Source organism: Haladaptatus sp. DYF46 (genome assembly GCF_021083305.1).
Classification (GTDB): Archaea; Halobacteriota; Halobacteria; order Halobacteriales; family Haladaptataceae; genus Haladaptatus.
Window position 1 is genome coordinate 26,165 of sequence record NZ_JAJFAY010000008.1, and the last position, 13,443, is coordinate 39,607.

General features: G+C 55.1%; 13 protein-coding genes. 7 read left to right on the forward strand and 6 right to left on the reverse strand.

The window, feature by feature from the left end:
• Window positions 1-40 precede the first annotated feature (40 nt).
• From LJF34_RS24595 to tenA, 5 genes are all read right to left on the reverse strand, one after another.
• A complete protein-coding gene (locus LJF34_RS24595) occupies window positions 41-592 on the reverse strand; it encodes a hypothetical protein (protein ID WP_231188620.1) in 552 nt (183 codons plus the stop codon).
• Window positions 589-1,914, reverse strand: a complete 1,326-nt coding sequence (locus tag LJF34_RS24600) for a divalent metal cation transporter (RefSeq protein WP_231188622.1) — start codon at window positions 1,912-1,914, stop codon at window positions 589-591. The genes LJF34_RS24595 and LJF34_RS24600 overlap by 4 nt, the downstream gene beginning before the upstream one ends.
• A gap of 212 nt (window positions 1,915-2,126) precedes the next feature.
• Window positions 2,127-3,689, reverse strand: coding sequence for a sodium:proline symporter (locus tag LJF34_RS24605; protein WP_231188624.1), 1,563 nt, complete (start codon window positions 3,687-3,689; stop codon window positions 2,127-2,129).
• Complete coding sequence (locus LJF34_RS24610; RefSeq protein WP_231188625.1) at window positions 3,689-4,441, reverse strand: TenA family protein; 753 nt, start codon at window positions 4,439-4,441, stop codon at window positions 3,689-3,691. The genes LJF34_RS24605 and LJF34_RS24610 overlap by 1 nt, the downstream gene beginning before the upstream one ends.
• Entirely contained in the window at window positions 4,438-5,103 is a 666-nt protein-coding gene (tenA, locus tag LJF34_RS24615) for a thiaminase II (RefSeq protein WP_231188627.1), read from the reverse strand. Before tenA ends, LJF34_RS24610 begins: the two co-directional genes overlap by 4 nt.
• A gap of 193 nt (window positions 5,104-5,296) precedes the next feature.
• Between tenA and LJF34_RS24620 the strand changes: the two genes are divergently transcribed.
• The 3 genes from LJF34_RS24620 to LJF34_RS24630 all read left to right on the forward strand — a co-directional run bounded on the left by LJF34_RS24620 (window position 5,297) and on the right by LJF34_RS24630 (window position 7,564).
• A complete protein-coding gene (locus LJF34_RS24620; RefSeq protein ID WP_231188629.1) occupies window positions 5,297-5,521 on the forward strand; it encodes an SWIM zinc finger family protein in 225 nt (74 codons plus the stop codon).
• A gap of 262 nt (window positions 5,522-5,783) precedes the next feature.
• Window positions 5,784-6,335, forward strand: coding sequence for a hypothetical protein (locus tag LJF34_RS24625; RefSeq protein ID WP_231188631.1), 552 nt, complete (start codon window positions 5,784-5,786; stop codon window positions 6,333-6,335).
• A gap of 935 nt (window positions 6,336-7,270) precedes the next feature.
• On the forward strand, window positions 7,271-7,564 hold the full coding sequence (locus LJF34_RS24630; RefSeq protein WP_231188634.1) for an SWIM zinc finger family protein: 294 nt from the start codon (window positions 7,271-7,273) through the stop codon (window positions 7,562-7,564).
• A gap of 129 nt (window positions 7,565-7,693) precedes the next feature.
• Here the strand turns inward: LJF34_RS24630 and LJF34_RS24635 are convergent, their stop codons facing one another.
• Window positions 7,694-8,059 (reverse strand): hypothetical protein, encoded by a 366-nt coding sequence (locus LJF34_RS24635; RefSeq protein WP_231188635.1) that lies wholly within the window; start codon window positions 8,057-8,059, stop codon window positions 7,694-7,696.
• 244 nt (window positions 8,060-8,303) lie between these two features.
• Here LJF34_RS24635 and LJF34_RS24640 point away from each other — a divergent pair, with 244 nt between their 5' ends.
• From LJF34_RS24640 to LJF34_RS24655, 4 genes are all read left to right on the forward strand, one after another.
• On the forward strand, window positions 8,304-11,348 hold the full coding sequence (locus tag LJF34_RS24640) for a bacterio-opsin activator domain-containing protein (protein ID WP_231188637.1): 3,045 nt from the start codon (window positions 8,304-8,306) through the stop codon (window positions 11,346-11,348).
• Window positions 11,349-11,524: 176 nt separating this feature from the next.
• On the forward strand, window positions 11,525-11,938 hold the full coding sequence (locus LJF34_RS24645) for an SWIM zinc finger family protein (RefSeq protein WP_231188638.1): 414 nt from the start codon (window positions 11,525-11,527) through the stop codon (window positions 11,936-11,938).
• Between the two features lie 324 nt (window positions 11,939-12,262).
• Window positions 12,263-12,658 carry a VOC family protein gene (locus tag LJF34_RS24650; protein ID WP_231188640.1) on the forward strand — a complete coding sequence of 132 codons (396 nt, stop codon included), beginning with the start codon at window positions 12,263-12,265 and terminating at the stop codon, window positions 12,656-12,658.
• Window positions 12,659-12,710: 52 nt separating this feature from the next.
• Window positions 12,711-13,295, forward strand: a complete 585-nt coding sequence (locus LJF34_RS24655; protein ID WP_231188642.1) for a YdeI/OmpD-associated family protein — start codon at window positions 12,711-12,713, stop codon at window positions 13,293-13,295.
• Window positions 13,296-13,443 lie beyond the last annotated feature (148 nt).

A 13,443-nucleotide genomic window follows, 5' to 3' on the forward strand; every position in this document is an offset into this window, starting at 1 on the left:
TTGGGCGATCAAACCAACTTATGAGAGGAATCTTGTCTATCTACCCCAGTGAAATCGTTCGATCGGCCCATTCATGAAGGATCTTGAGAGCCTCATGTTCGCAACGCGAGACTGGATCGTCTGTCCCGAGTTCATTGCTCTCAAAAGCGTTCATCACTACGCATTCTGCGTCTGCACAATAGGTCGTGAACTTTTGAAGATCAGATCTCGCGTGCTGAAACGGTATGGTAGAATCATTGACGAACACAACTCGGGGTTCGGGAGCCTCATCGAGAATTCGTTCCGTTCGCTCGGCGTTATCGCTGGCGAGTGCGACCATCTCTTCTTCAGTCTTGCCTTCCGATCGCGGGGCATTCGCATCGAGGACACCGTACCATACTCGATCAGGAATCGTCGTAAAGCGGTCGAGCCTGCCGCCGAGCACCCATCCGTCGCGTTCGACCTCGGGTGCGAATTCTAAGACGACTACGCCCTCGGTACCCTTCCGTTCGATCCAAGCATCGAGCGTTTGGGCGGTGAGACGGGTCTTCCCAGTCTGAGAAGGGCCGACAATCAGGGTCGAACCGGAGAGTGGGTACGGCAGGTCGGTCATATGATGGCTGTCTCTTCACGGGCATATTTCCCTAGGAGGACGAGAGTCGCGATCCCGAGGATGACGGCAAACGCTAGGACGATTCCCGACGCCGAATCGATGCCGCCTGCAATCTGTTCGCGAACGAAGTTCACTGCAAGCGCCCCCGAAACGAGAAGTAAGGCGAGTCCCCCACTGTTGGCGAGCGTCGAGTTCGACTCTGGCACTGCCTTGGAGTTCAGGAGGTAAAGGACGATGGCGAGAGCGAACGGCGTTCCAACTGTACCAAGCGCAAGGACGAGCACGAGCTGGCCGATAACTTCCCCACCGATGAAGGCACCGGGAGCAGACAGCAGCGCGAATGCGGCGAGGAGTGTCCGATACCGCGAGTCTTCGACCGTCGTGTTCCAGCCGAGTTTATCAGCGACGAGGAACGGTGGGACGATCGTGTTCCCACCGAGCGTTGAGACTGCCGCACCACCAAGCCCAAGGAGGAAAAGCCACTTGGCGCTCGATCCGACAAGCGGGCCGAGAGCCTGTGCCGCGCTCACGGTCGTCAGGTTGGGATCGGTGAGCACACTGGCAGTAACGAGGAAGATCGCAACGCTGTAAATGCCAAACGCGACGAGCATCGAGGCGATGATATCGAAGGTCGCGAGGCTGTACTCACGGTCAGTCCACCCGCGAGCGTGCATTGTGTAGGAATGCATCGTGATCAGTGTAATGTGAACCGCACCGCCGAGGATGCCCGCGGCCACAACCGCACTGCCGGAGGGAAGTGACGGAGAAAGTCCCCGAACGGCACTCCCTGGGTCGATTGGAACGACGGAAAGGGATGCGACGAACGCGAGGACGACCGCGGTAACGAGGATCTTCGCAACAAATTCGATGAAACGATACCCTCGCCCGGCGAGACCGACGGCGAGAACCAGCGCCCAGATACCCCCCCATATTCTGGCGTCGATTCCCGTTATCGTCGACGAGACTGAAGCGACGGTGTTCATGATCACGAGCTGTGCGACACCAGCTGCAATCACCACATCGATGACGAGAATCCATGCCCACCACTCCCCGAGATACTCCTCGACGATACCCACGATTCCCCGCTCGGTGAGGAGTCCCAATCGCATTGCGAGATACTGCGCTAGTGCACCTGCGACCGCAGAGAGAATCACAACCCAAAGCAGGGCGTAGTTGAAGCGTGCACCCGCAGTGAGTAGACTTGCCATCGTCGCCGGCCCTGCGGCGATCGCCCCGGCAACCCACGATGGGCCCATCTCACGGAGGTAGTCGCGGACTGCTCCGTCCTCCGCGGTGGTCACGGTAGTCGGTGTCTCGCTCATATCTTGGTGATATTACCGGAGAATAAAATACATACCGACTCTACGGACCGAGCAGGCCGATTGTCTCGAAGTGTGATCCCAAGCGGTTCATCCTCACTCTGACTGACGGATATCCCTAGTAATTACGGCTACCTCGTAGCAGAACACGAGGAGAACGCCGAGAAGACTTCCCCAGAGAACGACCGCGAAAACCATCAGACCAATGACTGCCATTACTTACTCACCTCCACGTCAGTGTCCGTGTCCACCGGCAAACCGCCATCGGTTGCCGGTTCGTCGAATCTGCGAATCTCGTGGGAGAGTCGAGCTAAGTCGAACTCTTCGCTCGAAAATCGTGCGATAATCAACGTTAGCCCAGTCGAGATGAGAAACGCGCCGGCGAAGGGAATCAGATACGTCGTGTCGGCCGCTGGGAGAGCATCTCCGAGCAACGAATCCAATACCTCGTGGAGACCGAACGGAAAGGGGAAGTAAGCGCTCCCGGCCGCGAGTCCAGCGAGACTGCTCAGGAGGGCTCCCGTACCCGAGAGACGGCCACTAAACAGGCCGTAGACGAGCGGGAAGCCGACGGCGGCACCGAGGAGGTCGGCAACGAAAAAGAGGCGAAGGACACTCTGAGCGCGAAGGCTCACCGCGATTGCGGCGACCGCAATGACCACGGTAAACGCCCGCGCACTGAATCGCAGGGTTCGGTCGTCCGGGTTTTCGAGCAACCGCGGGAGATCGGCCGTCACGAGGCTCGACAACGCATTGAACAGAGTGTCGGCTGTGCTCATCACCAACACGAGCGCTAGCAAGAGGACGCTGAGGACGACCCATTCTGCGACGGTGCCCTCGAGCAGAACGAAAAAGGCAATTCCAGCGTTATAATTCTCACTGCCGAATTGAGTGACGATATCGGCACTGCCGACTGCGATGACGCCGAGGAGCGTGGCCAAGAGGAGAACTAAGCCGTTGGCGACGGTCGCGGTGCGGAACCCTCGCTCAACCGTGTCGGATCCGCTAGCGGCGTAAATACGCTGCCACCACGTTTGATTGATGAGTTCCGCGCCGAGGATCGCGAAAACCAGCGCAGCGCCGAACCTGATCCCTGGAACGAACCCGGGATCAAGGAGCGTGGAGTCGGCAGACACGATCCCCTCGTAAACGCCGCCGGTTCCGCCGAGCACGAGTACGACCGTGACGATGCTCGCGACGAGTAGTGGGAGGATCAACAACATCTGTATCGTGTCGGTGACGATGCTCGCCCGGAGGCCACCGTAACCGGTGTACAGCAGGACAAATCCACCGACGAGAACCGCCGTCTGCCATTGAGGAACTCCCGCTACGTGGTGGAGCGCCAGCGAAATTCCGGTCAGCTCCGCGGCGAGGAACACGAACATATAAAGGACGCTGACTGCGATCACGAACGCGTACATCGCACCGCCGTACCGCGCGTAGGCGTATTCGGTGAGCGAATGACCTTCCGGAATCACCTCGCGGATCCGCGGGCCGAGCTTCGAGTATGCGAGCATCGGAATGGCCTCACCGACCCCGTAGCCTACCACGGCCGCGATTCCGTAGAGGGCGCCAGCCTCTGGGGCCGAGAGCAGAATCCAGACACCCATGACCGAGGCGATGAGCGTGGCTGACGTCCGCCCTTCCCCAGTTGAATCGCGTGCAGTGATGAGATCCTCTACGGACTCGACCCTCCCATGCGAGAACCAAACCCCAATCCCGGTAAAGACCGCAAGCGTCGCGATCGTCAGTCCAAGCGCCACGGCAGAACTCACCATCACTTCTCGCCCCCTTCGACGTCCATCGCACCGTCGGGGTCGTATGCCGTCTCAAAAAAGGCGATCTCTAGCGAGACCGTTCGCCGGAAGAATCGTTCGATACGTCGCCGACGACGGGGTGAGGCGGCCTCGCCTTCTTGATCGAGTTCGTCGCGGAGCCACGACACAAAGGTCTCGAACCCCTCGTTGGCGTGGAGGTCGATCCACTCCGCAAGGTAAAATCTCGAGGGCGACTCGCCTTCAACGGTATTGGCCCACTCCAAGTAGATCCACTCCGCGGGAAGGAGAACCGCGAGCGTCTCGGCATACCCGCCTTCCCTCGCGGCCCGCTCTAAGAGATCCTCGAACGCCTGCGTTTCGTGGGTTAATTCGGAATCAGCGTACTCAGCTTCTGGAACGTCGAGTGCCTCGAAGGAGCGCTCGAAGTAGTCGTTCTCGTCGGCGGTCAGCGTCCCGAGAAAATCGACGAGTCGTGACTTCGATTCCATAGTTGGTGCGTCTCCAACGGCATGTCCGAAGACCCCGACAAGCGTCCCGACGAAGGCGTAGTCCTGTACTAGATACCGCCGGAAGACCTCATCGTCGAGGTCGTCGGTTCCCAGTTCGCGTGTGAACCGATGGGACGTCGCGTCCGACCATTCCGGTTGCGCACGTTCGCGAAGCCAGTCGGTGAATCCGGCCGTCTCATGTGCCTCGGCGTACTCCTCGAAGCTGCCCGGTTGACTTTCGACGTCTGCATCGCAGCGGGTCATATCGACCATTCCTCCTGTCGCCAGGCGGCGTCCCAGAAGCGGTATTCATAGCGGGCGGACGTTCGAAACAGGTTCCGAAAACGCTCACGCTCGACCTCGTTTTTATCCCTGGCCACGTCGTCCATCAACTCCTTGCACCACGTCGTGAGTTCCGTGAACTCATCGCCTGCGTACATCTCAATCCACGAAGCGTACCGGTCATCGTCCGGAAATCCCCTCTCTGCGAGTCGCTTCCCTGTCTCGTTGAAGCCCCACATACAGGGCAAGAGTGCAGCCACGAGATCACCGAACGTCCCCGTTGTCGCGATGCGCACGAGGAAGTCAGTGTACGCTCTCGTAGTGGGTGACGGATCCGTAGTCTCCAGATCGCTTTCTGTGATGCCGAACTCGGCCGCGTACTCGCGATGTAGATCCATCTCGGTGTTAATCGTCGAATCGAGGAGCTCGGCGAATGTACCCATCCGTTCGAGATCAGGCGCCTTCGTCGCACCGTGGGCGAACACTCGTGCGTAGTCAATCAAGTAGATGTAGTCTTGCCTGACCCAATACCTAAATGGCTCTTCATCAAGGGTTCCCGCCCCTAACTCCTCAACTATCGGATGCGCCACGATGGCATCCCAGATCGGGTCGGCCACTGTTTCGAGATCGCTGCTGAAGCTCATACCTAGATATGGGTGTTCCTCTCCAATATAACTTGGTAATATAATTGAGTGATCTAAAGAGATTTCTTGATTTTTGAAATGTGCATCGGCTGAATAGTTCGTCATCGACGTCGATACCCCCGGACTCGTTGACGTCACCAACGAAAGCCACGAGAACCCTACAGAGCACCAATACGTGGTCTCCATCGACGACGTGACCAACGAACTAATGGCCTACACCTGTCCGCACCACGTCCACCGCAACGCATTCTGCAAGCACATAGCCACCGTCGAAACCGCAACCGACGATGGAACACTCGACGCCTTCCCTTCCGAAGACGACGACGATGCCAAACCTGAAGACTGTGACTGCGATAGCCTCGGTGGCTTCCCGTGTTGGCCATGCGTGCGAACGGGACGGACGGAACTGCCGAACTAACCACCACTTCAGCTGTTTTTATCCATGACACGCCAATTGACGCTCTCACAAATCACCGACCAGCGAACGCTCTCGGTGAGGTTTGATAGCCCACTTGAACAGTGGCTCTCAGTCATCCCTGATTTTCTCGAATATCACCGCTACCTTCTATAGCTACTCGAATTGCCACGCTTGTGCAACGACACTCAGTTAGTCTCGATTATTCAAGAGTATACAAACATATATGAGACTTCGCTCCAAACACTGTAGCGAGGTGAAAAGGATGGCTACCCCACCACAGAACAGTGTCGCGTCATGGACCGAGACGATGAGTGCACGCGAACGCATCCGCTCAGTGGTTGAAACGCTTCGTGAGCCTCGGTCGACCAATTGGATAAGCGAGCAAGCTGATGCAGCTTGGAGCACGACGAACCAAGAGCTACAGGACCTTGTTGACCAGGATCGCTTGCGGCGCGTCGAGGTTGGTGACACCACGCTTTATCAGCCGGACTATACTCGGCTACTCTTTGACGAGATCCGCACCCTTATCGAAGAGAACGCTCGCGAGGAACTCCGTAGCGAACTAACAGCAATCACCGAGGAAATTGAGGCGTGGCAGGCAACGTATGCTGTTGAAACGTGGGAAGAACTCGAACAGTCACTCGCGGATAGCGACCTGTCGAGTGCCGAACTCCGCGAACGGCGTGATGTGATCGGATTCTGGCGTGAAAATGAGCAAGACCGCCAACTCATCAAGCACGCACTGGAGCTCTATTCTGATGTTGAAATAGCTCGTGAGCAGATGACTGACGCAGTTGATCGAGCAACAAGCTAATTTCTTTCCCTGTATCATCAATGATCTTCCTCGCTAATCGTGATCGGTATACCCAACGTACACTCCTCAGGGAAACTCATAACCGCCTTTCAAAACAAGCTGGCTGCGAAGACATCCGATACCGGCCATCTGATCGTCGTCCTCGGTACGTAATCGCAGATATTGATACAGCAGCGTTCCTTGGTGAATCCTACGAAGTTGAGAATGCACGGCTGGAACTTCGCTTTTGGTATCCAGTCGGTGTCGACCATGAGTACTATCGAATCAACTGGATAGAACCAACACGCAACCTCATGATTGGATTCCATCAGGACGCAGATCACCCTGATTTGGGTTCATGCCACATTCAACTCAATTTCGAAGAGACAGCGGTTGATCGGCATGAGGCTGCGTTTCTTGATGCACATCCTCTCACTGTCCTTGATAACCGACTCCAGCAACTCCCGACTGCATTAGAATCGGTCCACTGGCAGGATAGCCAACCATCACTCCCTGACTGGCCAATGTGAGCTACTTGGTTCGCGATGAGGAGAGTGGCAGTAACCATCTGTCGGCATTCTCACGACGAATAGTGGCATTGGTATGCTAGTAGTGTTTTGACAATCGATGTATTCCAGAGAGATTGGTGGACTAGTGGCTGGAGCAGCTACTTAGTAGTCCCTTTAGACCAAGGTAGTTGATGGAGGAGCGCATAGCCTATGCTGAGATGACTACTGACATCGCTCAATGTCCTGACTGTGGATGGACTGGAAATGCAACGAATTGTCCAACTGATGGGGATGAACGGCAATGTCCTGTCTGCCAACACTCAATTCGACGAAGTTAAACGTCTTGTCATTCTTATAGCACCCGGTGTCGTCTCTGTTCGTTCTGACGAGAGGGCACAGTAACGCGCACAGGCCGAACAATTTTCCTTCGACGTCGATGCCCCCGGAATGGTCGAAGTCACCAACGAGAGCTACGACAAGCCCGCAGACCACCAGTACACCGTCTCCATCGACGACGTGACTGAAGACCTGATGGCCTGCACGTGCCCGCACCACGTCCACCGCAACGCCTTCTGCAAACACATGACCGCCGTCGAAAACGCAACAGACGACGGGACGCTCAACGCATTCCCGTCCGAGGACGACAACGAGTCCGAACCAGACAACTGTGACTGCGACGGTCTCGGTGGCCTCCCGTGTTGGCCGTGTGTGAGAACGGGACGGAAGGAACTGCCGAACTAATCCACGCTTCAGCCCTTTTTATCCATGGCACGCCAATTGACGTTCTTGGATAGCACCGACTAGCGAAGCTCGATAATCGAAATCTCCTATGTATCCTTGCAGTCCTCACAGTAGATGTGAACATCGAAATTACTCTCTTTCTGGAGTGACGGTGAGATAATCTTCCAACTGATAATCTCTCAACTTAGTCGGATCGACGGTATGGCCATCAGGATCATAGTCGACGAGGCCTGCATCGTCAAGGCGGGGCAGATGGTTGTGGTAAAGTTCGATTGCCACACGCTCTAAGTCATCCTCATCAGCTGTATCTAACTGGTCTTCACGCTCGGCAACCTCCACGGCTAATTCCTTGAGTTCGACAGTGGCGGTAACTTCTGTAAGTATATTAAGAACTATACGGCGTCGATCCACCGCTAGCAAGCTGTGAAGATCGCTTACAGTCAATTCGTCTGTATTCGAATTTTCATCCATCATGTTGATTGAGTTGTGGGACATTTGAATCACTCCGATTCGGTCAGCATCAGTGAATGTGTATTTGATAAATGAACTTGATTTCCGTAAGAGGACGCTAGAAGTGATTAGGTTCTCCTCACCGGAATGGTGGACCAGATTCTGAATTAGTACGGTAATTTTTGTTGATGGATTTGTTTGGGATGCACACCCGTCTATATTGGCACTGTCGTACCAAAGTGACTCCATCGACGGAACCTTGATAGACTGGAGCCCAGTATACAGGATGATGAAATCGGGATCGCTAACCGACAGTCTTCGTGAAACACTCGCAATCTTCGATGAGTCCGGAGTACCGTGGACGACGCCCGAAGTAGCTGAGTCCCTTGACCTCGGTCGGCGGAGCACCTACGCCCGGCTGGAGCGACTTGTCGAGCAAAACAAGATCAAAACGAAGAAGGTTGGTGCGAATGCCCGTGTATGGTGGCGATCGCCGATAAACGCTGACAAAGCCACTCCTGACTGGTCAGCTGCTGCGGTGTCCCTTATCGACGACGTCCTCGCGAATGTCGAAGTCGGCATCTTCGTCCTCGACGAGAACTTTGATATCGCCTGGATCAATGGCACGACGGAACGCTACTTTGGGATTGACCGCAAGCAGGTCGTTGGCAGAGACAAACACCAACTCGTCGACGAGCACATCGCAAGGATCATCGAGGATTCGGAGGTGTTTACGGAGACGGTCTTAGCGACGTACAACGACAACACGTATACCGAACACTTCGAGTGCCATGTAATAGCGGGCGACGAGCACGAGGAGCGCTGGCTTGAACACCGAAGTAAACCCATCGAATCCGGGGAGTATGCGGGCGGACGGGTCGAACTCTATTACGACGTGACGGACCTCAAGGAAAAGGAGCAACAGCTCGAACACCAGCGGACTGAGTTACGATCAGAACTTAACGAGGTATTCGACCGCATTAACGACGCTGTTTGCGGACTAGATGCGGACTGGCGGTTCACGTACCTCAACGACCGCGCCGAAGAACTCGTCGGGAAGACGGAAGAAGAACTTCTGGGCACATATGTCTGGGACGCCTTCTCTAGCGATCTCCATCGCTCATTTAGGGATCGTTACGAACAGACAATGCAAACCCAGAACCCTGTTACCTTCGAGGAGTATTCCGATGCAGCTGAAGCGTGGCTTGAGGTCACGGCTTACCCTTCCGAGAGCGGTCTCTCGGTCTATTTCCGAGACATCACTGAACGCAAAGAACGTGAGCGGGCACTCGAAGAATCTGAGCAGCGCTACCGCACGCTCGTAGAGAACTTCCCAAACGGAGCAGTCGCTCTCTTAAACGATGATCTACAACATACGATTGTCGGAGGACAGGGCTTTGAAAAACTGGATTTCAACGCTAATGACCTCCAAGACAAACGGATGCAAGAGGTGTATTCTGAGGACGTCTTAGAGCTCATCGAACCAAACTACCGTGCTGCACTCAATGGAAAGGCGGACTCGTTCGAGCTGGATGTCCAAGGACGAACGTTCGATTTTCGAACGGTCCCGTTAACTACCGACGATGGTGACGTGTTCGCTGCCATGGCGATGTCACAGGATGTAACTGAGCGTAACCAGTACCAAGAACGGCTCCAGGCGCTCTACACCTCGTCACGTGGATTCCTCACAGCGGACACTGCACCAGAAATCAGCCAAATTCTCACCGAAACGGCGAGTGATGTCCTTGACCTCCCTGGTGTCGTGGTTTATGACTACGATGGCGAACATGACCGTCTCGTTCCCGAGACTACGTCTCACGAGGCTGGTTTCATGCGTAAGGAGTTTCCAGAGCTCCCGTCCGACGGCAGTAGTATCACGGGCTGCGTTTTCAGTGGTGGCGACACCCAATACTACGAGAACGTGCTTGAGTCACCGAACCTCCAAGTGCCCCCAGATGCGACCGAAATGCGTGCCGGGCTATTCGTCCCACTGGGTACTAAAGGGATTCTTGTCGCTGGATCACGCGATGTCGATGGATTCGACAGGAATACTCGTCGTCTGGTAAAGTTGTTGGCGACCAACGCCGAGGCTGCGTACGAACGCGTAGCCAGCAGACAGGAACTTATTCACCGGAACGAGCAACTCGCGGCGCTGAACAGTCTCAACGAGGTAATTCGGGAGATCACAGACGCTGTTATCAACCAATCCACGCGCAAGGAGATTGAGTCGACAGTCTGTGAGCACCTTGCCGACTCCGATTCGTACCTATTTGCCTGGATCGGCGATATCGATCCCGCTACCCAAACAGTGAATATGCGGGCTCAAGCTGGCGTTGAGGAAGACCTCGACGGGATCACTATCTCTGTCACTCCCGACGATGACCGGAGCAAGGGTCCGATCGGCAGAGCCTTCCAGACAGGCAAGATACAAACGACACACGATCTCGATTCTGACCCCTGGCGGGACGAAATCGAATCGTACGGCTTCCGATCGTCTGTAGCAATCCCAATCGTCCATGAGGATACAGTTTATGATGTCCTGAGTGTCTATGCGGGGCGGCCACTCGCGTTCGAGGGCCGCGAAGGTGAGCAGATCGCTCAACTCGGTGAGATCATCGGCCATACAATCGCCGCTGCCGAGCGAAAACGGGCGCTGATGAGCGACGAGCTCGTCGAACTGGAATTCCAGCTTCAGGATGTGTTCGCGGTCCTTGACGTTCCGATCGAGATGGATGGGACCATCACACTTGATAACGCGGTTCCGATCGGCAATGACGAGTTCCTCGTGTATGGCACTGCAACACCGGTTGCTATCGATGCCCTGACCAGCCTCGTCGAGACGTTCCCTCACTGGGAGACGGTTACCTTACACTCGGAGGGTAATCCCACTAGCTTCGAACTTAAGCTAACTGAGCCACCCGTACTCTCAGTTGTCGCGTCCATCGGTGGCCACGTCAAGCAGACCGTCATTGAAGATGGTCACTACCAGATGACGATACACCTCTCACCAAGCGTCGACATCCACCGAGTCATCGACGCCGTTGAAGAGGCATATCCACAGGCCGAAATGATCCGCCGCCGCCAGATTACGCGGTCGCAGGACGATTCCCATCGCATCTTTCGACATCTTGTATCGGGTCTCACCGACCGACAGCATGCCACCCTAGATGTTGCCTATCACGCGGGTTTTTTTGAGTGGCCTCGTGAGACGTCTGGCGAGGTTGTTGCCGAATCGATGGGTGTGGCCCCACCGACCTTCCATCAGCATCTTCGGAAGGCTGAGCAGAAAGTGTTCGACTCGGTGTTTTCACCTACGACGTACAGTACCGAGTAAAAGCAAGGAAGTGACCATGCTAACACCAAATGGTGGACAAATTCACCACCTCATGGCACACGCAGAATCGGTATAATGCATAATTTAGCGTAGGAAGAACGGTGTCCTCGGGCGTGTGTAGAAACGCGCCGGGTGTTACAGCACCCGGCACCGGTCTTCTGTATCCCGTGAAGACGATGAGTACGAACCTGTCTACGCAACTTGAAGCTGACGAGACAGCACAGAACCGCGCACAGGCCGAACAATTCTCCTTCGACGTCGATGCCCCCGGACTCCTCACTGTCACCAACGAGAGCTACGAGAACCCCGAAGACCACCAGTACACCGTTTCCATCGACGACGTGACCGAGGAACTGATGGCCTGCACGTGCCCGCATCACGTCCACCGCAACGCTTTCTGCAAGCACATGGCTGCCGTTGAGAACGTAATCGACGATGGAACGCTCAATGCGTTCCCTTCGGACGACGAGCGTACCAGTGGCCCGTACACGGGCTACGACAAGTACGGCAATGTCGATCACACCTACTGGATGTGTGAGGGCTGTGGTGCGGAAGCCACCCGGAAGGACGCTCTCACCGACTGCTGCTAGCCTCGTCCCACTCTTCTCATTTATGTCACGCCAAACGACGCTGTCCGATGTGGCTGCCCAGTGAACGCTGACCGAGTGTGCGGATGCGACCGAATGCGCAGACATACCGACGACAGAGCGCGACCTGCTCGACCGAGCGCACGTACACGCGGTGGACGTCGCCGCCGAGCATTTCCCCTATTTGCCAATCGATGCGATTGCGTGGGAGGCTACAAATTCCAATATACCCTGTCACACGGTCGCTGACGAGGATCACTTCCACCCCGCTCGGATTAGTTATTTTATTGGGGGATCCGTTGACCATACCGAAGACAACCACAACCCATGAACGTCAAAGCCGCAGACTTCGTTTTTCAGACCGTTACCGACTTTGGTACTTCAATCCCGTTCTATCGTGATACGCTCGGATTAGAGCCCGAGACAATCGATGAAGACAGTGGATGGGCAGAGTTTGCATTCCCACCGACCACGCTTGCACTTGGAGAAGCCAGCCCGCAAATGCCGTTTACCCCGGGAGAAAGTGGCAGTGGTGTCGCAATGGCTGTCGATGATGTCGAAACAGCTACCGAAGAACTCGAAGATGATGGAGTGACGATTCTGATGGACCCGATCGATAGTGGTGTGTGTCACATGTCAATCATTGCTGATCCGGATGGTAATCCGATTATCCTGCATAAGCGCAACGATGGCACCTCCGGACCGGTTGACCCATTTCCCTAACTATCCCACAAATTAACTTCGAAGGCAACTAATTAGTGGTACAGGTAGAACGATGGCACCAACGTTCTTTACCACACCAGCAGAGTTCCGGGATTGGCTCAAAGAAAACCACGACACAGCCAACGAGGTGTGGGTTGGCTACTACAAGAAAGACGCCGATCAAACCGGCATTAGCTATGGTGAATCAGTGGAAGAAGCCATTTGTTACGGGTGGATAGATGGGCTGATTAACGGCATTAACGACGAGACGTATAAACGCCGATTCACCCCCCGAAAACCAGATAGTAAGTGGTCGAAAACAAACAAAGAACGCGTCAAACGGATGATCGATGCCGGGAAAATGACGCCTGCAGGAATGGAGCTGATTGAAGCCGCCAAAGAATCCGGTGGGTGGGACGATGCATACAGATTGGGTGAAGACCATACAATTCCACCGGAACTGGGGGGCGCCTTACGGGCGAATGAGACTGCATGGGAGAATTTTCAGACCTTTTCGAACACTGACCAGCATGCATTCATCGCTCTCGTTAACGATGCGAAGACAGCCGAGACGAAAGAAAAACGCATTGAACGAACCGTAGAGCTGGCGGAACAGAATCTCCGGGCATATGACGAGGACAATAACCGTCAGCTTTGATTGTTGCCGATTGAGCGAGACAATAATGAATATAAGATGACTTGCCGATCATGTTCATGAGACGATACAGAAATTCGCACAGAGGAATCTGCTCTTTCGCAACGTCGATATCCCTGAACGCATCACCTCACTAATGAGAGCCACGAGA